This window comes from Bradyrhizobium macuxiense, from assembly GCF_007993935.1.
GTDB classification, from domain to species: domain Bacteria; phylum Pseudomonadota; class Alphaproteobacteria; order Rhizobiales; family Xanthobacteraceae; genus Bradyrhizobium; species Bradyrhizobium macuxiense_A.
The window spans coordinates 62,463-84,228 of the sequence record NZ_VITY01000016.1 but is presented as its reverse complement, the minus strand read 5'-3'; the positions used below and the strand labels follow the sequence as shown (position 1 = coordinate 84,228).

Sequence of the window (21,766 nt, the reverse complement as noted above, 5' to 3'; positions counted from 1 at the left end):
GGGAGTCTAGCCCTGACTGCTGTCCAACTCCGCCAGTCGTTCCAATACCTGGTCTAGCGACCGGTCGTCGGGCTCTTTCTGTGCGCGCAGGACATCGTGGTCCAGTTGGTAGACTAGGTCCGCAAGCTCCCGATCGTCCAACGATGGGACCAGATCGAAAGCCTCGTTTTCGATCACGACGAGCGGCATACCCTCTTGACCGTACAGTTTGAACGCTTCGGCCGTTTGCTGCGGTAGCCACCGTTCGTAGTCCGACAGCGGGACGCGGAAGGCACTGTCATATGTTCTGAGAGCCAGGCGCCTGCTCAATAGGCCTTTGTAGCCGTCGTTCCGTTCAGCTCGATGCCTGGCTTGACGGGCCCGCTCGCAAACTGCGCGTCGCACCGCGCGAACGGCATCTAACTCTGCCGCAGTGGCGTTGCCGGCAAAGGCTAGTCCACTGCCCTTCGCGGTTCGTGCCAGAAAATCTCGCTTCTCGGTCAGGCTGCCATTGTAGCCTACTTTGTTCGTGCAAGCCTGCCAAACCTCCACGACGGTCGCGACGCCGGCCCTCGAAGGGCCTGGGATGGCACCTTCTTCAGACTTAGCGGATGATGAGCCAAAACAGAATGCCGGGACCCCGACGGGACATCCGTCGATTCTTCGTCAACGAATCCTTCGAAATCGCGGGAGCCATTGGTTCGAAAGCAACGGATTCTGTTCGGCGATATGAACCGGAGCTATTTCTCGTCGCGACGTTTCAAAATTTAACGATCACGCATAACGCGGACCGTGGCGAACGAGTTAGTCAGCGGATCGTCGGCTTGGAGAGGGATCCCTAGCCTCGACAGGGGCGTGGTGACGTCTGGTTCGTAAGTCAGATGCCGGGCTTCCGGCCCAAGTGCTGCGCGATATGTTGCGCTTTCCACCGGAGCGCAGGAAAGGCTTCGATGCGTTTTTTCACATCGTCGTTCGCAGGAAGCGTATCGACTTCGATGTTTCCGCGGTCATAGAGCGCGTCGAGGAAGGCCAGCTCTCCGTCATCGTGCTTGAAGAGCGGCGCCAGTTTTTCTTGACATTCCGCTAGGATCCGGTCGCACCATTTCTGCGGGCCGCCCTCCGCGTCAAACATGCCGTTCTTGACCACGGACAGCAGCTTGTTGTTCAGGTCGTTGAGATCGTATTTGTAGTCCTTCAGCGACACCGTGCGCCAATCCAGATCCCTGGAGGCGGCGCCGATCGCAAGCGCTCCGACCTTAACTTGCGTCCAGTCGATGTTTTCGTTCTGCAGCAGCCTCCAGGCGTCGTACAGATCGCGCGACGCCCGCCGGGCCACCAAGGCGACGATCTTGCCGGCGGCAATTTCGTGGAGGTCGACCACGCCGACGTTCTTCGCTTCGTAGTCGCCGAGCTTTGCGGAATTCAGCCTTTCCCAGCCGAAGAACGGTGTCCGGAAGAGGTAGTTCACGTCCACTTCCAGCGTGCCCGGGCGCTGATAGGCCGAGACGTACCTGAAGCGCCACTTGCCGCCGGCGTGTTCGCCAGAAGGATCGCGGCCGATTTCGTACCCCTTGCTCTGCAGAAGCGCGGGAAGTCGCTTGTTGACGATCTCGGAATCCCGCAGCATGGCTTCCCTATCCGCGGCACCGACGTAGTTCAGATCGATGTCGACGGAAAGTCGGTCTAGTGCGAGATAGAACAAGTTGAGCGCGGTGCCGCCCTTGAGTGCGAGCAGCTTTCCGAGCTCGCGGTCGTTCGCGATCTGGTGGAGCACATCGATCAACCGGATGACGCGCTCGACCGAGGCCGGTTGGAAGGAAACGTCGGTGGCAATCTTTTCGAGGCGTTCGATCGAGATCACGGCATCATCTCCGGCGACATCCCTTCGAAGGACGGGTTGAGGAAATCCGGAGGCAGGATGACGTTCCAGCCTTCCTTCGCATGACCTTGGGCGTCACTTCCCAACGCGGGTCGCGGTGCCGGCGGGGCGGCCCCCTTCAGTTCGTCTAGTACCTGCGTGTCGACGAAGAGGTCATCCTTCCGGCTCTCAAGCCAGGCACCGCACACGCCGACGAGCGTCTGGTTGTCGCGAACGAGCGCGAACTTCGCGAATTTGCCGACGTCGAACGCTTTAACGCTGTGGAGCGCGTTTGCGAGTTCCTCGACACCGCCGGTCAGGTCCGGGCGCTCGATGCAGTCGACAAGCGTTCGCTCGACGCCGGTCGCGATAACGTCGAGACCGCGGCGGTCCATCGTGATCGTGCCGGACATTTCCTCGGAGCGACGGCGCAGCGAGGCGGGTTGCGCGACGAACCTGACGGGACCAACGAGCGTTTTCATCTCGCCCGGGCGACCTCTGCTTAGGAGTTGGGTCTGAGAGCTTTCCGAATAGGCGAGCCCGTGCAGTTCGAGTGCGGTGTGGTACGCGAGGACACCATCGGCGCGTATGCGCGATGCGACCAGAATCCGGTCGGGATGGAAGTTCGCCGGATCCAGGTGCGGCGGGACGGAGGCATACACACCCGGCGCGACATGACGTATTCGTCCAGAGGCGGCGTGGTACTTAAGCAGTGAGTCCGACGACGAGAGCGGCTGGCCGGGAGACACGGTTTTGCGAAACTCGGTCCGGGTGAAGACCGGGTGTGAAGATAGAAACCTTTCAACTTTCCCTTTCGGGCCTACCATCTTGGCGCGCTCCTTGGGGTATATTATACCCCAAATCATGCACTGCGCAAGAAATCGTAAGTTCAATGCTAATTTTAGGGTATATAATACCCCAAAATCTACATCGAACAGAATTGCCCGGGATATGCTCAACCGACCACCGTCTCAGATGAGCCCGCAAATCAGCAACTAAACCTGGCGCCATCATGCGCCGCCAGCATTACCCCCGGTGCCGCTGCCGGCCGCTCAACGATTGGCGGCACGAATGCCGGTGACGATCATGATCGCACCGGCCGTTTCTGTGCTGCTGCTAACCAGGGAACACTCCGGATCAATGGCCCGGCGCCGCCTCGCGCGAATGCCTTTGGCTGAAGCGGCCAAACTTGACGGCAAGCAGCGGACTTCTTGCGTGCGTCCACCGAAGCCGTGATAGCGGCTTCGTCGACATGTCGATGAGGCTCCCTCGCCCGCTGCGGTGCCCTCTCAGCCCACTCGACATGCAGATGCTGCTGCTCGGCGGCACCGGCATGTCATCCGACATTGGCAGATCGGCGCCGATCATTTCGGTGCCGATCATATTGCCCACGGCGCGGGCGATCGCGATCATGCCGATCGCCATCATTCCCCTCTCCCCTCTTGGCTCATCGGCCGGTTCCGCAGTAGTGCTTGAGCAAGGCACGCTCAGGAGCCGGAAGACCTGCTGGAGCACGACGAGCCTAGTCGATCTTCCGACCTGGCAGTGACGAATTGCAGAGGAGCTAGGAAAATGACGGATCGGCGTCAAATGGCGGAGGGCCGATGACACTAATCTGACGAGCAAGCTTCTCGGTGCAGGGCGAGATCAGCCCCGACTATCCGGCTTTGAGGGCTGCTGCAAAGCGCTTCCCGGCCTCAATGCCTGAATAAGTGTTAGATTCTTGCTCGCGATGATCGAACTCTTTGCTGCGACCTCGCGATTGACATCATGAATTTGATCGGCGCTAACTTGTACACGGGTCGGCAGGTCCGCCCGCCCCAGGAGAACTGCCGCAAATCGGGGCGTAAAGGCCAACCATACTTCGACGGAAGCATCGCGGAGGTCCGTCGGACCATTGGACGTCTTTATAACATTGGAGCTGCCGATTATGTACTCGGAATTGCGCGAAGCTTCAGCAATCACCAGTGACTTTTCCTGAAAGGCCCTCAGCACCTCGCCGCTTGACTTCTTGAGGGCTCGCCCTGGGATCCCCTTCAGGAGGTCTGGATTATCGAGGCTATCAATGAGACGGGCCTTCTCGTCCTCGGGCAACGGTCCCTTTCTTTGCTCGTAGTTCACGATCGCAGTCTCGATCCGCGAGCGAAAGGTCTCGTAGTTCAGTACTCGCGCATGCATATCCGGCACACGTCGCCACTGTTCATAGATGAAGTGATCAAGCAAGCGACGGCTCTGGGCCGAAAGAACCGGACTTTTTCCTGCATCGAGCTTCTGCTCAATTTGATCGAAAAGCTCACTCGCCGCCGCTTCAAGGCGGCTATATCGCACCTCAAGAGAAAAATCTCGCTCGCCTGCAGCGTTCACGGGCGAGTACAGATAGCGCTGGTGTAGAATATTATTTGGAGTAGATGGCCGAATTAGATTGTCGTCCAATCTTCGATCATGGAAAAAGAATTTGCCGTCCGGGCGGGCGAAGCGCTTTGAAAGCATTTCAGGTATGAAGTGCTGCTTCTTTGTCGTGTTCATGAGAGAGATCCTTAGCGCTCACTTCTCAGACGTTGAGACGAGGTCTTGCAGATATCGGTCGTTGATAGACACGATGGAGAGTCATCAACAGCCTCTATCGGTACTCCCGCGTTGATGTCTCCTCGTCCCACTTCATGATTTGACGCGGTAGCTTGAGAGCAACAATTTCGCTCATGATTTGAAATCGTGCGATGTTGATGCGGACGGCCTCCGTCCACCGGACCGAAGCAAAGTAGACCAATTCGAACAGCGGCACCCCACTGGCCGGCTGGGAGCAACCACCGATTGTTGACCGTCCCACCGATTGGCGACGATCCTTTGTTATGCACGCGCCTCGCATTGCCTCAAGACAGCTGTAAGGATGCTTTTCGGTATGGCGCTCCAATTTGTCCTCGCTGTGTCGGCTCGCGGCAGATGCCTGTCGCCCGTCCAATATCAATTGGTGCCAGTCTCGACTAAGCTGAAATGTCCCCAACGGGCGGGTGGAAATCGAATGACGGTGGTTCTAAGTGCCAGCGCACCAGATCATCCATCGCAATAAGCACGATCCTGTCTGTCAGAGCCGCTGAGTGGATGGCGTCATCGGTGAAACTGGATGTCGTAATGATGAAACCACGGTGAGCGCTTTGTTCTTCAGCGACTCCCTTGAATTGTTGGACGGTTGGACGGCCCACTTTGTTTTCCGCCGAGTTTCGCTTGCATTGCACGATAATCAATCCGTCAGGGTGGACGGCAAAACCGTCCACGCCAAAATCGTTCGATTTTCGTGTAGCCCACGCTTCGAGTCCCGCCCTTTGAAAAAAGCTCATGCTATGTCTTTCAAAATTGAACGGATCCATGTCGAGCAAATGCTGTCGCAGCGCCATCTCCTCCTTCGGCATTGCGAAACGGGTGGGATCCATCGGCTGCTCTTTCATCGCAGCCTTCATTTCAGCGCTGGTGCGACGCAACCGTTCATCTGAAATAATCACGTCGATAATTTCCGCAACGTGAGTTTGGGCCTCTGGGCTTGTCACGACAGCTTCAATGATTGAGGTGATGCCCGCGGTTCCGAGAAAAATCAGTAGAAGCACCGGGACGCCGAGAGCGCCGCCAAATGCTGCGATCCCGGCCGCATGACCACCAACCAACGGAATCGCGGCGAGGGTTGCAGGCAGCGCGATCTTCATGGACCAAGGCAGGTTCGATTTGCGGTAGCTCGAGACTGCCTCCGAGACACTGTTCGCAACTGCTACGATGGCCGTGCGCGAATTGATGAGCGCGTTCAGTCGTTTGAATTTGTCGATGGTGCCGATGTCGCTCGCAACAACATCGCGCGACTGGCTGAGCCATCGGATCGCAATCACCCGATCCTCCGGCCGGGAAGTGTGTTTGATTGCCGCGGCGAAGACGCCAATCAGCCACTTTTTAATGCCGTCAGTTACATTGTCGAACACGGCCCCTCCAAACGGGCATAGCTGCGATGTAGGTACTCTATTTGCAACTGATCTCTAAATCGTCCGTATCGCGCGGCAATTCCCCTTTCTCATTCGCCTTTAGGCTTACGAATTTCATATTGACCCGAGGCGGAATGGCGAAATCTACATCGAGGTAAGCTGTGCCGAGCTTCATGGTGTTCTGGATGCGCTTCGCCGTTGCGGCGCTCGTAATGAGAGCAGAGATCAGAGCGCCGCCGCTCGTGCCCTTTGCGGCGATGGCGTTCACTCTTTGGATTTCCGCGTTGCCATTCGATTTCAACCGCAACCTTGCCTTCGGCGGAAGTCCCCAGGTCACTTTGAAAGTCGTGACCTCGTAACCCATTTGTTCGAGGAGCGGCAGTGCATCGCCAACTTGTTGCGTGAAGGTATTGAACTCGGTCATGAGTTTGCCGGTCGTGTCGGAAAAATCAGGCAGCGGCAAATCTGGCATCGATGGCATCGAGACGGATGGCAATGAACGCATCGCGGGTATCATGTCCCGCGCCGATTTGGTGATGGTGTCGATCCGGCTGGGCGCATCGTCAGCCTGAGCGGGGGCCAAACTCGAAATTAGCGCAGCTATCACGAGAAGCGGTCTCATTGCATCTCCTTCGGGCAGGACGGAGTTTCTTACGCCAAAATTGACGCCAAAACGCCAGGTTGTCGAGAGGGATATGTCCGACTTGCGGTCGCGCAGGCCGCGAATTCCGTCAAAGAGTCGGAGGCGGAGCGGACATCAGATTTCCCAATCAACGACATGGCCGCACTCGCGACAGACGGATGAGCCGAACATTCCGGCTAGGTAATCCGAAGCCTGGCCCTCGCTCATGTCGTCGGAATCTTCGTCAATAAGGTCTAACGAGTCCGCGGCATTGCACGCTGGGCAACGAGCAGGTGAATGATGCCCTGGTCCAGCGTCAGAATCGTTTCGCGTTGGCGGCTGCTCAGAAGTGGACTGGCGCTCCCTCCAGCGAGTTCTTGCGCCCTTCGCCTCAGCCACCGCATCTTGATACGGTCCCCAATCGATGTCCCACTCGACCTCTGAACGCCGCTGGTGGATGGACAGCGCGCGTTTGGTGCGACGGTCAAAATCCACCTGCCGACAGCGATTGACCCGGCGGAAGTGTTTGCGGAGCGCCATGTGAGTCTCGTGGCTTATCGCGCCGCTGAGGATCAGGCGAACCGTATTTCCCCAATGAGCAATGGCATGGCAAGACCAGCAAATGATCTCGACGCGAACCAGCGTTGCTTTGCCGCGCTTCAATCCCTCCTCATACTTCCACACTTCATGACCGTGCAGCCTATCGCTGGATCCACAGATGGAGCATTTACCGCCAGCTTCGTTCAATAAGCGGCGGCGAAGCGCTTTCCATCGCTGTGGACCAAGCCCGTGTTCCGACGAGCGAAGATTGTGACCCCACAAGGTGCGAGGCACGAGGTCAAGCTTTAGAGCAGATGGTTTGGCCATGGGGCGTCCCGTTATCCGCATACGCGACGACCTTCGCATATTCGACGCAAGACACGCTTCGTTGTTAATTCAGTCGTATCGACAATTCCAGATATCGACAAAACGCATTCGCCAGTTGCATCTGTTTCGGCGTTCGACACTCCGCTTCGAATAGTCGTGGCGATGCAACGATCACGCAAATACACTTCGCGCGCGAGGTCGCGACATTCAAGCGATTGGCGCTGTACAGAAACTCCATACCGCGGGGTGCATCGGCATGACTTGACGTCGTCATCGAATAGATCACGATCGGGGCCTCTCGCCCCTGGAATTTGTCCACGGTGCCAATGCGGGCGCCGGGAAGGCGCTCCTGCAACTCGAACACCTGAGCGTTGTAGGGAGCGATAATCAATATCTCGCCCAAGCCTACCGGCGCTTCGATGCCTTCGCGGTTTATCCAGGTCGTCCCGCTTCCCATAATGTCCATGACGAGGTCGCGAACGCAGTCGGCCTCTTCCCGCGACGAGCTCTGATTGCCCTCGTGCTCCACGGAAAGGTAGCGAAGACCCGTTCCTTGCAATCGCCCGCTGGACCGAATCGACTGGTTATCCAGTCCCGGGCGAGGATATAGACGGCTTTCGTAGAACATCTCCGAATTGAAGCGGCATATCGAAGGATGAAGTCGCCACGTTTCCGGCAGAAAGAGGCCGCGGTCGACCGGTACGGTCGCGTGGACGCCGAGAATGTGATCGAGGGAAGAGACGTCGACGCCGTCCGGATGACTGCCCTGGATAGGTTGCTCGAGTTGCCGGGGATCTCCGAGCAGAACGATGCTCTTGGCGGCCTGTGACACGGCCAGGACGTTCGCAAGCGACATCTGAGCGGCCTCGTCGATGAAAAGAACGTCGACGCTGCTCGCGGCATCGGTTCTCGCCCAGAACCAAGCCGTCGCTCCGCCGACCTTGCAGTCCGAATGCAGGGCGTCGAGAAAGTCCGCATTGTCGGTCGTGAACCTTAGCGGCGGCTGGTCGTCCTCTCGGTCGGATACCTTCTGGATGCATCCGATCGAAATACCCTCGCTGCGGGCCGCCACGACGACCTCGTCGAGAAGATTGCGGATCACCTTGTGACTGTTCGCGGTGACACCGACGGACCTGCCGCCCTTCGCCAGTGCGCAGATCATGCGAGCACCCGTGTAGGTCTTGCCCGCGCCGGGCGGTCCCTGCACCGGAAGGACGCTTTCCTGGAGATTCAGCGCGGCTCGAATGGCCGCGGCGAGGGTCTCCTCTCCCGCGATCTGGAGCGCTTGTCCGCGCAGGCGGGGTGCGACGCCCATCAGCAGATCTCGGGCCGCTCTGTGCTCGCCGACGCCCTCCATGCCGTGGTCCGCGGCATACTCGCCGAGCCGCATGAGGGAATCGGAAAGCACCTGGGTGTCGACGTAGCTATGGGCGAAGACGGCCTCGGGATGCAACGTGGCGGTATCTCCTCGCTTCTTGATATCGATGGTGCGTTCTTCGAGCGAAATCTCCACGACGCGCCCGAACTTGTCGCCTCCGATGCTCCTGAGTTCGTCGCCATCGCGGATGTCCGTGTCCTGGAGCGCGAACCCGTATCGATGAACGGGTACCTTGGCCGTGCCGCCGACCTGTTTCAGGAATGTCATGTCCGACAGGCCATCGCGTTCGTGAAGCAGGTCCTCGGCGGACAGGTCGCGAAGCCGAAAGTATTCCCACCAGACGGCCTTCTTCTCCCGGCCGTGCCAGTCGAGCATGAAGGCGAGGAGCCAGCGGGCCTGCTGTTGCGGGCTACGTTGTAATATGTCGTCCGGCACGCCGAGGGTAAGCCTCGCCACGAGCGCGGCAACCTTCTTCTGCCACTCGTCGAGCTCGGCACTGATCTCGGCGGTCGGGGCCGCCGGCCTTTCGATGGTCGCCCCGTCGGCGACCACGGCCGTTCGAACCATTTCCAACCAGTTCCGCAAACCCTTTGTGGAGACGCAGTCGTCACAATTGTAGCCCTTGATGGCGATCTTGTCGGCTTCGGGAATGCCTGAAGGATCCGCAAGTTCGAGACGCGCCTGCGTCCGGGTCATCACGGCTCCGACGTCGGCCAACGGCACGTTACGGACAAAGCCGTAGAGCGGCTCGAGCTTCTTGATCGAATAGCTTTCCACGCTGGCTCTGATGGCATGACGTACGACCGAGAAGAGATCGACGAAGATCTCCCCGCGAAGAAGATTGTCGACCTCGTTTTCGCGCGTCGCGTAACGACCCATCAGGCGCTTCATCGCCGCCGGCTCATACGGAGCGAAGTGATAGATGTGCAGGTCCGGATATTGCTTCAGACGCAGCGTCACGAAGTCGACGAAACGCTCGAAGGCCGCCCGCTCCTCCTGCCTGTCGGAGGCCCAGTCTCCGACGTATCGCTCCGACCCGTCCGCATCGGCGTAGACGTATCCAAACAGGAACTCGAGGCCGCCGTCGCCGACGAACGGATCTCCCTCGAAGTCGAAAAAGATATCGCCCGCCGACGGCTCCGGAAGACGCGCCAATCCGAACCCTGCCGCAGGAGCGAGCGTCTCGTACAGGGTTCTGCCGGCCTTGATCCCCTCGATCTGGATTCTCGCCTGCTCGCGTATCTTTTCGAAGCTCTTGGCAGCCCCACGATCGGGTCTCCATTGCAGCGGCAGAGGCACCGCCGCGAGCTCCGTGGTCGTGCGGACCCCTCGTCTTTCCAATTCGCCGATCTGGGACTTGCTGATGCCCGCGACCAGCGACATGTGGTCGTCGGCCCTCCGCTTCTCGTCGCAATGAACGCGCCAACGGCAGATTTCGCAATGCTCGATCGGCTCCGGATAGGCGGCGACGGCGTCCTGACCCGACACGGCCTTCTCGAGGCTGGCCCTGACATGGCGGTAATAGGCCGCGTAGTCGGCAACCCGGTATTCCTCAGGCGTGAAATCCGTTCCCGGAGTGACGACGAAAGCCGAGTCCGCTTCGCAACCTTGCATCTCGGAAAGGAGATCGGAATACAGCGATATCTGCAGGATCGTGTTGCCCTTCGTTTCGCGGGACAACTTCGTGTCGGTGACCTGATACGACCACGCGCCTAGCCTGCTGGGCTTCTCGACGCGGCGAAGGACGTCGGCCCTGCCGCTCCACACGCCGCTTTGCAGCGCCGCCTGCACGATGATGGGGTCGCCCCTGCCAAGAGCTTCGCGGGTGGCAGCGACCGCCGTCGCGTCAACGCCCACACCGTCGATCGAGGTCGCGACCGTACCGGTCGAAGTCAGATGATCGACGTAATCGCGCTCGTGCAAGGCACCGCGCTCCGCCAGCGTTTCGAGCACCGGGTCCCAGATCTTCGGCTTGGTCAGTTCGCCGTTCGCCACCTTGACGTCGAGCGCGGTCAGGTACCGGCAATTCAAGTGCCCGACGAGGTCGCCGGCGCTGAGAAAAAGATTCCCGCTCGTTCGGTACATATTGTCCCTCCCCCTCGCGGCCGAAGCTCGGACGGCTACCTGCCGCCGGCCATCGCCGATATGTCGGCTATCTTTGCGCGGTTCTGCTTGGCCCAGAGCGACCGCGCCAATCCTTCGGGGACCTGCTCTCTGAATTTTCCGACCTTGATATTGGCGACGAATTCCGAAACGTCCTCTGGATCAATCTCCCGCATCTGCGCGAGCTTGTCCAAGATCGGCCGGAGCTCTTCCTGTTTTATCTTGGACACCGACACGCCCAGTTCGTGAACGCCGGATTTGAGGCCGGCCATCGCCAAGGCCGCACTGAAGACGGCCGTCGCCTGAGAACCTCGCCAGAGAAAAACGTGCATGTCCCGATCCTCGGGGACGAGCCATCGGTGTTCCAGATCCAGATTTCTGAACATCTCGCGCCCGTCGGACAGCAGGCCTCTAGCCTTCTCGTCGAGGTAAGGCGGGACATCGTTCGCGAGATAGACCGATCGCATCTCCGCAACCAGGCGGTCGTGCGCCGGCTCACCGGCCGCAGGCTCGAAGCGTGGCACGACACCGCCCGGATGCGGCGCGACCACCAACGTCATCGTCTGTTCGTCCAGCTCCAGTACGACCCACCGTCGTCCGGCGAAGACGACCAGGCCATCAGATTGATCGCGCTGGAGCGGAAGTGTGTCACCGTCCATGCGGATCTGGCACCGGACCGGCGCATCCATGCCGGCGGTGGCCAGGCCAGGGCACTGTATTCCGAAGCGGTCCGCAACATGGCTACGCGGACGAAGCCGGAAGGCGGCGCGTTGGCGGCCGTCGTGGAACGGTTGGTGACGGACGGCGTGAAGGAAGCGGGAGAACGGCAGATCGCGGTCGAAAAGGTCATCGACGAAAAATTGGCGCCGATACAGGAATTCGTCGGCGGCTACGATTTCGCCACCGTCCTGAAGGCATATTGGCGCGGCAGCGAGACGTCGAACGAGGACCTCAAGACGGCGGCGCTGCGGTGGCTGCGCGGGGAATTCTCGACCAAGACGGAAGCCAACAAATCGCTCGGCGTCAGGACGATCGTCGACGACGACAGCGTGTACGATTCCTTGAAATCCCTCGCATGCCTGACGAAGGTGGCGGGCTATGCCGGGCTTCTCGTCATGTTCGACGAGATGGTGAACATCTACAAGCTGCAGAGCGCCCAGGCGCGGAAGCTGAATTTTGAGCAGATCCTCCGCATCGTCAACGACGCGCTGCAGGGCAACACGTCCAGCATCGGCTTCATGATGTGCGGCACGCCGCAGTTCCTGATGGACACTAGACGAGGGCTGTACAGCTACGAAGCGTTGCAGTCGCGGCTCGCGGAGAACCAGTTCGCAACGGGAGGCCTGGTCGATCTTTCGGGACCGGTCATCAATCTTCAGAGTCTGACGCCTGAGGATCTTCTCGTCCTGCTGTCGAACATCAGAAACGTCTTCGCGGCCGGCGATCCTTCCAAATATCTGGTCCCGGACGAGGCGTTGCCCGCGTTCATGCATCACTGCGACCGCCGGATCGGCGAAGCCTATTTCCGCACGCCACGGACGACGGTCAAGGCGTTCGTCCAGTTGCTGTCCGTCCTGGAACAGAATCCGGGCGCCAGATGGCAGGATCTGCTGGGGCAGGTGCAAGTCGCGGCCGACCTCCACGGTCAGGAGGAGATGGTCCCGGAGGGGGGCCCGCAAGCGGGAGATGGCGATGAGCTCACCAGCCTCCGCATCGGGACTTGAATCCGCCTATCACAGGCTCCATCCGAAGATCCGCCGCTGGATTCGCGACCAGGGCTGGGATGAACTGCGTGAGATCCAGGCCCGCACCATCATGGAGGTGCTCGACGGCGACCGCGATATCCTTATCGCGGCGACGACCGCCGCCGGCAAGACAGAGGCGGCGTTTCTGCCGATCCTGACTTCGATCGCGGACCGGAAGGCTTCGGGCTTCTCGGTTCTCTACGTCAGTCCGCTCAAGGCTCTCATCAACGATCAATTCCGGCGTCTGGAGGAGCTCTGCGAAAGCATGGAGATCCCGGTCGTCAGGTGGCACGGCGACGCGCCGCAAGCCGACAAGAAGAAAGCGATGAGCAAACCAGACGGGATCGCGCTCATCACGCCGGAGTCCATCGAAGCGATGTTCGTCCGTCGCCCTGCGGACGCCAAAAGGCTGCTCTCGGCCGCCGACTTCATCGTCGTCGACGAACTCCACTCGTTCCTGCAGGGGCCGAGGGGCCTTCACGTCGCGAGCCTGCTCCGGCGCATCGACGCGATGGCGGCGCGCCCTGCGCGTAGGGTGGGTCTTTCGGCGACCATCGGCGATTTGGGACAAGCGCGCGCCTGGCTGCGACCGGCCGATCCAGATCGCGTCGCAGAACTTCTGGCGAAGTCTGATGCGCCCGAGTTGAGGCTTCAGGTCAGAGGATACGTCGAGCCACTCGATCTGGACGATCCGGATCACGCCGAGGGCGGGACAGGGAGCGAACAAGATCTGCCCCGTCGGATCGCACTAGATTCGATCTCGGACCATCTTTTCGAGACGCTGCGAGGCGAAAACAATCTCGTCTTCGGCGGATCGAGGCGAACCGTCGAATCGACCGCCGACCGGTTACGACGACGCTCCGAAAAGCTGAACGTGCCGAACGAATTCTATCCCCACCATGGAAGTCTTTCGAAAGTATTGCGGGAGGAGCTGGAGGACCGCCTCAAGGACGGGAGGCTGCCTACGACGGCGGTCTGCACTTCGACCCTGGAGCTTGGCGTCGACATCGGCTCGGTGAAGTCGGTCGCCCAGATAGGGGCGCCGCGTTCGCTGGCGTCGCTAAGGCAACGGCTGGGCCGGACCGGCAGACGCCGCGGCACCCCGTCGGTCCTGCGCATCTACCTGAGAGAGCCCAACATCGACCAGAAGTCCGGAATTCTCGACCGTCTTCGCCCCAACACGATCAGGTCGGTCGCCGTCGTCAGACTGCTTCTTCAGGGATTCGTCGAAGAGGCCGGCACGTCGCCCGAGATCGCATCGACGTTGATCCATCAGATACTCTCTGTGATCGTTGAGCGGGGAGGAATCAGGCCCAAACCGCTATACGATCTTCTGTCCGGGCCCGGGCCCTTCGCGTCCATCGCTCCCGCCGACTTCGCGAACCTGCTGCGCCATCTCGGATCCCGCGACGTGCGTTTCGTCGAGCAGGCCGAGGACGGCACGCTGATGCTCGGACAGGAGGGCGAAAAGACCGCGCAGTCGCGCAACTTCTTCGCGGTCTTCGAGTCCGGCGAAGAATGGCGACTGACGGTCGGCGGACGGACGCTAGGGACTCTGCCGATCACCTATCCCGTCCACAAGGATGAGGTTCGCGAAAAAAGTCTTGCCGGCGCCGTAGTCGCCGATCACGAACCTGACGGCGGCTCCGCCGTCGGCGATGCGGTCGATGTCGCGCAGCAGGGCTCCGATCTCCGCGGCTCTGCCGACCTGGATATGCGGAAGACCTATTCGCGGAACGACGCCCGCGCTCAGCGCCTGGATGATCGTATCCCGTTCCTTCGGCTTTATCGCCTTCGGAGCCTTGCTCATGTCGTCGTCTCTCTCAGTTCAGCCAATCGCGGTCGCAGTTGCGGCGCCATGACGATTTCGTCTCCCTCTTCCAAAAGAGGTTCGTCGAAGCGGTCGAAGGACCAGTCGTTTATCCGCTCCAGTGCGCCCTCGGGGAGGAGCTTCATCGCGCGAGCCCGCTCCTCGAATTCGACCTTCGGTATGGATCCCTTCAGTTCGATCAGCTCCAGCAGCTCGGTATGCGGCCCGTCCAGGCCTTCGAAGGATGCGCCGTTCGCCGCAGAGGCGACCGGCGTCTCGACCGTGGAAGGCGCCGGCTCTTCCTCGAAGATGTTCGCGAGCAGCTCGGAAACCACCGCCGTTTCGCGCTGAGTTCGGGCGAGACGCACGGCGTCGATCTTCACGCCTGCCGTGAAATCGGGCTTCGGAGGCGCCTCCTTGGGAATCGGTATTCCGGCTTCGCGCCTTTCTTCCGAGATCGCTACCGGTTCATCGTTTCGCGGTGCCGCTCGGTGCAGCTCGGAATAGACGCGCTCCTTGGGTAGGCCCAAAGCCTTGTGGAGCCGCTCGAGGAATCTGACCTCGTCCGGGTCGACGCTGCCGCTGCCCCTTACGACGGCAAGCGCGGCGTTGGCAATCGCCTCGCGCTCGGCGTCGCTTCGCTCCGCCAATCGTTTCATCACCCTCGACAGCTTCGGCGGGCTGTTGAAGGTCGTCACGGCGAAGGCAATAAGACGGGCCCGCTCGATCGCGCTGAGGTCTTCTTTCCCGTCCCGGATGCCGGCGATCACGCGCGACATCTCGTCTCCGGACGTTTGGCCGTCCGCTGCTGCAGCGAGTACGGCGACTTCGACCTGAGCTTTCATCGTCCGATAAGCCGGACGCTCGGGATCGACATGCCCGCCGCCGGGAGCGCTGAACAGGAAGACCTGATCGTCCAACTGCGGGACGGCGCTCCCGAACCGGCGATCCGGCTCGATGGCGACATCGACGAGGTCAAGCACCTGGCTCAATTGGTCGGCGAGCCCCGGCGATACCTTGCCCTGTTCCTGAACCTCGAAATTCGCCGCCTGAAGGACCGTCCGCATCTTGGTGCTGGCGCGACCCTGGCCGCCCATCACCTCCGACAGGCGGGCCTTGAACTGGTTCAATGCCTCGAAACCCGTTTCCGACAAGAGATCGGGCGGAAGCATGAGCGCAGCCTGCACCGAATTTCTCGCGTCTGGCCGTTTTCCCAGCAATCGGCTGAAGCTATCGAGTTCGTCAGTACAATCCTGCACGAGCTGCCTCAATGGTTCGGGAGATTTCGTCGCCTTCCGTCGTGCTTGAGGACCAACCTGGCTGGAAGACCGGCACCGTCGAGGTCATGGGAATTTCTGCAAAGGAAGGCCATCGCTAGTCCGCGGCGGCAACCTGGCTCCGCCGATCAGCGGCGCCGAGAAGCCGCATTGCGGGAGAGTCCGCAGATCCTTGCCACCGCTTCCAGCTCGAGCAACAGACCAGGCCGCCGGCGTGTCGCCCTAAAGAGACGCTTTCCGTGCTCCTCGATGGCTCGCTTCTCGTCATCCGACAGCCTGAAAGATCTGGAGCCGACGAGCACGGAACGTGTCCGGTAGGCGAACTGCACGTTGCTTTCGGACAGCTTCACGACGCCGCCCTCCCACACGCGGAAGATGCCTTCGTACCTCGGCCTCTTCTGATCCATGTACGAGCAGTCGATGAGCCAGGCCCCCGCAGGCATCTTGCGCCAGTCCTCGTAGGCGGCCATTCCGCTCGACTTCACGACCAGCCCATCGGCGAAACGCTCCGTCGACTTGAGCGACTTCCATTTTCTTTCGGCCGCAGCCGCTTCTTCGCTGACATCCTCGTCATACATCGCGAGGAATATCTTCTGGTCGCGGAAGGCCGCAGGATCCTCGACGAACGCCTTCAGCAGCGTCTTGTTCTCGATCGAAAGGATCTTCGTTTCCTTCGCCCGCTCCTTCCACTTTATCCCGGCATCCTTGAGGCCCTGGTCGGTGATCGGCTTCGCTTCCTTCCAAAGATCGTTGAACCGCTTTCCGACGTCGCAAAGCAGATCCGCCTGATCGACCCAAAGGTTCGCCTCGCGCCATCCCTTCGCCTCGGCGGCCCCGACGACCAGACCGTTGGCGGAAACGTTCGACGAGCCGATCACCGCCGCTTGCGGCGACCAATAGATCTTCGCGTGCAGTCGCGGGTGGCTCTTCATCTTGAATTTTTTGGACGCCCGACGAAGCTTCCGGATTTCCTTGGGGTTGCAGGCGCCAGATTCGAGATTGCAGATGATGCGACCGTTCCTGGCGCCTTTCAGCGACAGCGTTTTGGCTCCGTCGGCTCCCCAGAAGGCAACAGCGACCCGCAGGTCCCTGCCCCCTTTCGCGATCTTCCGAATCGGGGCAATGACGCTCTTTTCATCGTAAAATTTCGCCATTTTCTCTCGATATCAGGTCGGCCCGATCGTGGCGCGAATCCCCGCGACCGCAGGCCGTGGACACCCCTACCCCGTCTAAGTAAACACCTTGATGCGAAGTCGTCTGCCTAGAGACCGCACAACTATCTTTCAGGAACGGTAGTCCGCAACAATGCTGCGGCACAACCAAGCCAGGGGTTTTATGCTTTATCACGCAATTCTATCGACCGGCCACAGCTCACACGCGGCCGGAGCAGACAAGCGAGATCTAAGCTTCGATTTTGCCAAAGGCATACTCATTATCTTGGTGATCGTTGGACATCTGCTGCAATACGTCATCTACCGAGGCAATGGCTATTGGGATTCGCCGTATTTCAAGTCGATCTACATGTTTCATATGCCGCTCTTTATGGCGATAAGCGGATATCTGTCTTCGAGAGCCCTCCTGCGAAAATCATTCGCCCGTAGCGTCAATGAGCGCGCAACACAATTGCTGCTGCCAACACTGTTCTGGTGGGCCCTTTTGGAGGCGGCCAAAGCGGCGGTGGTTTTGCCCTCGAGCAGTATAGTTGGCGGAGACTTCTTGAACGATTTAGTCGGCTCTTACTGGTTTATATGGGCGACATTTGCTTCTTTCCTTGTCGTAAAGGTTCTTCTAACGATTTTCCGTCGCCTAGCGATGTGGATCGTATGCATGTCTGCAATTGCGGTCGCAGTCTTGCCCGTCACCGTTTCGATAGCGCCCTCGATAAGGTACACTTACCCGTTCTTCTGCCTCGGATTCTTGCTCTCCCAGTCGACCGAATGTCGGACGCGCATTCTTCCACGCAACAAATCTCTCTTGATGTTCTTCCTCGCTGCAATGGCTTGCACGTGCTTTCTTGCTTGGAGCAAAGAGACTTACGTCTACAACAATCTCGCTCTGATTCACGACACTGCCTCGGCTGAGCAAGTGTTGCTGATGTTCGCTGGTTCTGCAGCGGCCTCTTGGATCGCGTTTGAAATAATCGTTCAGCTCTGGAAACTCAGTTCCTCAAATCGAGTGGCTCGTTTTGTCGCGGTGGAGCTGGGCCAGAGTACGCTGCTTCTTTACCTGCTCCAGGGCACCGTTTTTCGTCTCATGGATTTCGTTCAGTTCGGAGAACTATGGGATCTCTCGACCAGACTCTCCGTTGCCGGCATGCTTGGGGTGTCCATCGTTGTCATCGCGATGACCGTTCGCTTCCTTGTGCGCGACCTCGGATGGTTGTCTCGGATTGTGGCCGGAACGTCGCCACGCTCGGAAGCAGTCAAAGCTCAGTCGGCAACCAACTAATCAAGTCCTTTCGGCTCTGTGACAGAAGCATCAATCTGCGCAACACCGCGGGCGCCCGTGTAACCACGTTTACAGCAGGCCAGTCCACGACGATCCGTTCCAGCAATCGGTCGGGGCGGGGTGGAGATGCGGGCCAAAAGCTTGAGACGCACGCTCAGGCACCATTCTGAGCATTTGATATTGAAAGGTTTAAGAGAACTATACGAACGTTTGTAATGCACCTTCCTTCGGCTCATGCTGAGTTCAGTGACCGCCGACCGTTCTCGGCACCGCCCACAAGTGCTGTTCGGGGCGAAAGGAACTGCCGCATTTTTGCCCAACATGTTAATCTCTTCCGCCAGAGAAGGGCGGACGGCTACAAGCATGTATAACCAGCTCAGCAAGTTCGGACATTCAGTAACGCAGCTTATTTTCGGAAGCATTACGCTGGCGGCGGTGACGCTAGCTTCCGCATACGTTCACAGCCACTTCGCAGCGACGGCGTTTGCCTATCTGGTGGTGATATTGCTGTTTTCGCTAATGGGCAGCTTCATCGCATCGTCCGCGCTTTCCATCGTCTCCGTCGCGGCTTTGGCCTACTTGTTTACGCCACCAACCTTCAGTCTCCGGATCGATGACCCCCAAGACCTTCTGGTGCTTGTCGCTTTCCTTACCGCATCAATTGTCGGAACGCACCTGATCAGAAACGTTCGCCACGAAAGGGAGACTGCGCGTGAGATCGCAGCCAAGCTACGGCACAGCGAGGCCGATTTGCGCGACCGCGAGAAACGCTGGCGCGCGATCTTTGAGCATAATCCGGTCATGTACTTCATGGTCGATGAAGTCGGAACGGTCCTCAACGTCAACACCTTCGGTGCGACACAACTCGGCTATGCGCCCGAGGAAATAGTCGGCCTATCCGTGCTGAAGATCTTTCGGGACGAAGATCGCGAGGTCGTCCGCAAATGCATCGAAGCGTGCCTTACAGATATCGGCCAATCGCACACCTGGGACATCCAGAAGGTCAGGAAGGACGGCTCGGTTCTGTGGGTGCGCGAAAACGCCAAAGCCATGCTGTGGGCTGACGACAAGCCCATCGTCCTCATCGCTTGCGAAGATATCACTGAGCGAAAGCGGACGGTACTTGCTCTGCGCCGGAGCGAAGCCCATTTGGCCCAGGCGCAGGAATTGAGCCACACCGGCAGCTTCGGCTGGAACGTCGCCACCGGCGAGGTCTTCTGGTCCAGGGAGAATTTTCGTATTTTTGAATACGACCCTGAGGCCACACCGACACAGCAGCTCGTCCTTGACCGCACCCACCCGGAAGATAAGGCTTCCGTTCAAGACGTTCTCGATCGAGCGTTTCAAGGCGAGGATTTCGAGCACGAATACAGACTGCTGATGCCTGACGGGTCGGTAAAGCACATTCACGCGCTGGCACGGGCCACGAGAACTCCGACTGGCGATATCGAGTTTGTCGGGGCAGCAACGGACATCACCGCAACAAAGCAGGTCGAACAGCAGCTGCGCCGGAGCGAAGCCTATCTGGCCGACGCGCAGCAGCTCAGTCACACGGGCACCTGGTCCTGGGACTGCCACCGCCGCTGTTTTGCATACCGCTCCGCCGAAGTGAGCCGTCTATTTGGCTTCGATCCGGAAGAGCCTGTATCGCTTGAGGCCATCCGGTCGCGTATCCATCCAGACGACTTGGCGCTGCAGCAGGACGTGCAGCGCCTGGCTATCGAACAGAGGACAGGGAACTTCGAATATGACTTCCGGATCTGCCTTCCCGATGGCGGGATAAGGCACATACACGCAATTGCGCACGCCGTGGTGGGAAGCGATGGCTCCACCGTCGAGCTCATCGGAACGCACATGGATGTCACCGAGCAGCACGCAGCCAGGGAACGGCTAGAAAACACTCTTGCTGCGCTACGCGAAAGCGAACAACGCTTTCGCGACTACGCCGAAACGGCGTCCGACTGGCTATGGGAAACCGGACCAGACCACCTGCTTACCCAATTTTTGGAGCACGCCAGCGCCGCCGGCGTCTTGGCTAAAGGGCTCATCGGCCTGCCCCGCCGGGAAATTGCGCGCGACGTCGAAGAAGAACCCGAGAAGTGGCGACAACATCAGGCGACGCTAGACGCACATCTCCCATTTCGAGATCTGATCTATCGCACCGTCAACCGAAACGGCTCTCCGACCTATGTCCGGACCAGCGGCAAGCCCTTTTTTGACATCAGCGGCAACTTTCTTGGCTATAGGGGCGTCACCACCGACATCACCGCGATGATTCGGGCAGATCAGGCCGAACAAGAGCTGCGGAAGGCCCAGGCGGAGCTAGCGCATGTGACGCGCGTGACGACGCTGGGCGAGCTGACAGCCTCCATCGCCCACGAAGTAAATCAGCCGCTCGCCGCCATCATCAGCAACGCCGATGCGTGCCTCGGTTGGATGGGTCGCGAGACCCCTGACCTTCCTGCCGCGCGCAGCTCGGTGGAGTGGATCATCGAAGATGCGATCCGAGCAAGCGAAGTGATCCGCCGCGTCCGCGCACATGCGAAAAAAGGTGAGATCGAGATGGTCACGATCGATATCAACGACGTCGTTAAGGATGCCATCACACTGGTGACGCGCGAGTTGGCTAATCACCAAGTCACCTTGCGGACCGAGTTGGCGCCGTCGCTTCCCGCGATTCTGGCGGACCGGGTTCAACTGCAGCAGGTGATCATCAATCTGGTGATGAACGGGATCGAAGCCATGCAAGCGGTTGATGACCGCACGCGCGAACTCGTGATTCAGTCATCCCGGGATGATATGGGGCGGGTGCAGCTCTCGGTGACCGATTGCGGCGTCGGGATCGCCGAGGATGACACCGACCGCATCTTGGATCCATTCTTCACCACCAAATCGAGCGGCCTTGGAATGGGTCTCTCGATCTGCCGTTCCATTGTCGAAGCTCATGGAGGGCGCCTGTCAATCGTTCGCAAGCAGGAGCCGGGCGCGACCTTTCAATTTGTTCTGCCATTGCATGAGGAGGTCGTATCGTGATTGGGCGCTTTGACTCGCCGCGAGAAAGCAGGAAGGCTGCGGGGCCGACAAGTGCGATCGTGTTCGTTGTCGAGGATGACGCTTCGATGCGTCGGTCGCTCGCGAACCTTTTTCAATCGGTGGGTCTGGACGTGGTGGCTTTCGGATCAGCCCACGAAATGCTGCAGAGCAACGTTCCGGATGTTGTCAGCTGTCTGGTTCTTGACATCCGTCTACCGGGACAGAGCGGGCTTGAGTTCCAGGCTGAGCTGGCAAAGTCGAACATTCATATTCCGATTATTTTCATCACCGGCCATGGCGACATTCCCATGAGCGTCAGGGCCATGAAGGGGGGAGCGGTCGATTTTCTCACCAAGCCGTTTCGCGAGCAGGAACTTCTTGATGCGGTGGTGGCGGCGACCGAACGGGATCGCAAGAGACGGGAGGCCGAGCAGACGGTCGCGAACCTGCGGTCTTTGTTCGATACCTTAAGCCCACGCGAGCAAGCGGTATTGAAACTGGTAGCTACTGGCCTAATGAACAAGCAAATAGCCGCTGAGCTCGGGCTCGCCGAGATTACCGTGAAGATCTATCGGGGACACGTGATGAAAAAGATGCGTGCGCGGTCGCTCGCCGATTTGATCAGAATGGCTGAGAAACTCGGACTTCATGCCAACCGCGGCGAACAAACCTAAGTATGATTTT

The 21,766-nt window shown here is 59.5% G+C and carries 17 protein-coding genes and 1 pseudogene; 5 read left to right on the top strand and 13 right to left on the bottom strand.

All coding sequences use genetic code 11. From position 1 onward, the window contains the following. Positions 1-6 precede the first annotated feature (6 nt). The 10 genes from FBZ93_RS33385 to FBZ93_RS33340 all read right to left on the bottom strand — a co-directional run bounded on the left by FBZ93_RS33385 (position 7) and on the right by FBZ93_RS33340 (position 11,329). Positions 7-531 (bottom strand): hypothetical protein, encoded by a 525-nt coding sequence (locus FBZ93_RS33385; protein ID WP_146991673.1) that lies wholly within the window; start codon positions 529-531, stop codon positions 7-9. A gap of 325 nt (positions 532-856) precedes the next feature. Beyond that, on the bottom strand, positions 857-1,840 hold the full coding sequence (locus tag FBZ93_RS33380; protein WP_146991672.1) for a nucleotidyl transferase AbiEii/AbiGii toxin family protein: 984 nt from the start codon (positions 1,838-1,840) through the stop codon (positions 857-859). Further along, positions 1,837-2,664: a type IV toxin-antitoxin system AbiEi family antitoxin domain-containing protein gene (locus tag FBZ93_RS33375; protein WP_146991671.1), complete on the bottom strand. Its 828-nt coding sequence runs from the start codon at positions 2,662-2,664 to the stop codon at positions 1,837-1,839. The genes FBZ93_RS33380 and FBZ93_RS33375 overlap by 4 nt, the downstream gene beginning before the upstream one ends. 310 nt (positions 2,665-2,974) lie before the next feature. Next, positions 2,975-3,265: a hypothetical protein gene (locus FBZ93_RS33370; RefSeq protein ID WP_146991670.1), complete on the bottom strand. Its 291-nt coding sequence runs from the start codon at positions 3,263-3,265 to the stop codon at positions 2,975-2,977. Positions 3,266-3,484: 219 nt separating this feature from the next. After that, positions 3,485-4,363: a DUF4238 domain-containing protein gene (locus FBZ93_RS33365; protein WP_146991669.1), complete on the bottom strand. Its 879-nt coding sequence runs from the start codon at positions 4,361-4,363 to the stop codon at positions 3,485-3,487. Between the two features lie 455 nt (positions 4,364-4,818). Then, a complete protein-coding gene (locus tag FBZ93_RS33360) occupies positions 4,819-5,799 on the bottom strand; it encodes a restriction endonuclease (RefSeq protein ID WP_246667754.1) in 981 nt (326 codons plus the stop codon). Positions 5,800-5,836: 37 nt separating this feature from the next. After that, positions 5,837-6,421, bottom strand: a complete 585-nt coding sequence (locus FBZ93_RS33355) for a hypothetical protein (RefSeq protein WP_146991668.1) — start codon at positions 6,419-6,421, stop codon at positions 5,837-5,839. A gap of 135 nt (positions 6,422-6,556) precedes the next feature. Further along, on the bottom strand, positions 6,557-7,288 hold the full coding sequence (locus FBZ93_RS33350; protein WP_146991667.1) for a hypothetical protein: 732 nt from the start codon (positions 7,286-7,288) through the stop codon (positions 6,557-6,559). A 64-nt stretch (positions 7,289-7,352) separates the two neighbouring features. Beyond that, on the bottom strand, positions 7,353-10,751 hold the full coding sequence (locus FBZ93_RS33345; RefSeq protein WP_146991666.1) for a TM0106 family RecB-like putative nuclease: 3,399 nt from the start codon (positions 10,749-10,751) through the stop codon (positions 7,353-7,355). Positions 10,752-10,786: 35 nt separating this feature from the next. Continuing rightward, positions 10,787-11,329, bottom strand: coding sequence for a DEAD/DEAH box helicase (locus tag FBZ93_RS33340; protein WP_146991665.1), 543 nt, complete (start codon positions 11,327-11,329; stop codon positions 10,787-10,789). On the opposite strand from FBZ93_RS33340, the gene FBZ93_RS33335 reads away from it, so the two are divergent. Together FBZ93_RS33335 and FBZ93_RS33330 are read left to right on the top strand one after the other, a co-directional pair. Continuing rightward, on the top strand, positions 11,306-12,493 hold the full coding sequence (locus tag FBZ93_RS33335) for an ATP-binding protein (RefSeq protein ID WP_246667753.1): 1,188 nt from the start codon (positions 11,306-11,308) through the stop codon (positions 12,491-12,493). The two genes, FBZ93_RS33340 and FBZ93_RS33335, sit on opposite strands and share 24 nt — an antisense overlap. Beyond that, positions 12,462-14,099, top strand: a pseudogene (locus FBZ93_RS33330) (DEAD/DEAH box helicase); the annotation flags it as partial. The gene FBZ93_RS33335 and the pseudogene FBZ93_RS33330, both read left to right, overlap by 32 nt. On the opposite strand, the gene FBZ93_RS33325 reads toward FBZ93_RS33330, so the two are convergent. The 3 genes from FBZ93_RS33325 to FBZ93_RS33315 form a co-directional block, all read right to left on the bottom strand. Beyond that, the gene (locus FBZ93_RS33325) at positions 14,061-14,324 is read right to left on the bottom strand and encodes a BREX system ATP-binding domain-containing protein (RefSeq protein ID WP_246667762.1); all 264 of its coding nucleotides are present in this window, start codon (positions 14,322-14,324) and stop codon (positions 14,061-14,063) included. The pseudogene FBZ93_RS33330 and the gene FBZ93_RS33325 overlap by 39 nt on opposite strands. Further along, positions 14,321-15,511 (bottom strand): tellurite resistance TerB C-terminal domain-containing protein, encoded by a 1,191-nt coding sequence (locus FBZ93_RS33320; RefSeq protein ID WP_246667752.1) that lies wholly within the window; start codon positions 15,509-15,511, stop codon positions 14,321-14,323. Before FBZ93_RS33320 ends, FBZ93_RS33325 begins: the two co-directional genes overlap by 4 nt. Before the next feature lie 218 nt (positions 15,512-15,729). Further along, positions 15,730-16,755 carry a phospholipase D family protein gene (locus tag FBZ93_RS33315; RefSeq protein WP_146991664.1) on the bottom strand — a complete coding sequence of 342 codons (1,026 nt, stop codon included), beginning with the start codon at positions 16,753-16,755 and terminating at the stop codon, positions 15,730-15,732. A 181-nt stretch (positions 16,756-16,936) separates the two neighbouring features. On the opposite strand from FBZ93_RS33315, the gene nolL reads away from it, so the two are divergent. From nolL to FBZ93_RS33300, 3 genes are all read left to right on the top strand, one after another. After that, entirely contained in the window at positions 16,937-18,049 is a 1,113-nt protein-coding gene (nolL, locus tag FBZ93_RS33310) for a nodulation factor fucose acetyltransferase NolL (RefSeq protein WP_146991770.1), read from the top strand. A gap of 363 nt (positions 18,050-18,412) precedes the next feature. Continuing rightward, on the top strand, positions 18,413-21,082 hold the full coding sequence (locus tag FBZ93_RS33305; protein WP_146991663.1) for a PAS domain S-box protein: 2,670 nt from the start codon (positions 18,413-18,415) through the stop codon (positions 21,080-21,082). Continuing rightward, positions 21,079-21,756 carry a response regulator transcription factor gene (locus FBZ93_RS33300; protein ID WP_433995465.1) on the top strand — a complete coding sequence of 226 codons (678 nt, stop codon included), beginning with the start codon at positions 21,079-21,081 and terminating at the stop codon, positions 21,754-21,756. Before FBZ93_RS33305 ends, FBZ93_RS33300 begins: the two co-directional genes overlap by 4 nt. Positions 21,757-21,766: the final 10 nt, after the last annotated feature.

Coding starts and splice junctions, on each gene's coding strand:
- FBZ93_RS33375 (WP_146991671.1), bottom strand. CDS start 2,664: ATGGTAGGCCCGAAAGGGAAAGTTGAAAGGTTTCTATCTTCACACCCG.
- FBZ93_RS33370 (WP_146991670.1), bottom strand. CDS start 3,265: ATGATGGCGATCGGCATGATCGCGATCGCCCGCGCCGTGGGCAATATG.
- FBZ93_RS33365 (WP_146991669.1), bottom strand. CDS start 4,363: ATGAACACGACAAAGAAGCAGCACTTCATACCTGAAATGCTTTCAAAG.
- FBZ93_RS33355 (WP_146991668.1), bottom strand. CDS start 6,421: ATGAGACCGCTTCTCGTGATAGCTGCGCTAATTTCGAGTTTGGCCCCC.
- FBZ93_RS33350 (WP_146991667.1), bottom strand. CDS start 7,288: ATGGCCAAACCATCTGCTCTAAAGCTTGACCTCGTGCCTCGCACCTTG.
- FBZ93_RS33345 (WP_146991666.1), bottom strand. CDS start 10,751: ATGTACCGAACGAGCGGGAATCTTTTTCTCAGCGCCGGCGACCTCGTC.
- FBZ93_RS33335 (WP_246667753.1), top strand. CDS start 11,306: ATGCGGCGCGACCACCAACGTCATCGTCTGTTCGTCCAGCTCCAGTAC.
- FBZ93_RS33340 (WP_146991665.1), bottom strand. CDS start 11,329: ATGACGTTGGTGGTCGCGCCGCATCCGGGCGGTGTCGTGCCACGCTTC.
- FBZ93_RS33325 (WP_246667762.1), bottom strand. CDS start 14,324: ATGAGCAAGGCTCCGAAGGCGATAAAGCCGAAGGAACGGGATACGATC.
- FBZ93_RS33315 (WP_146991664.1), bottom strand. CDS start 16,755: ATGGCGAAATTTTACGATGAAAAGAGCGTCATTGCCCCGATTCGGAAG.
- nolL (WP_146991770.1), top strand. CDS start 16,937: ATGCTTTATCACGCAATTCTATCGACCGGCCACAGCTCACACGCGGCC.
- FBZ93_RS33305 (WP_146991663.1), top strand. CDS start 18,413: ATGTATAACCAGCTCAGCAAGTTCGGACATTCAGTAACGCAGCTTATT.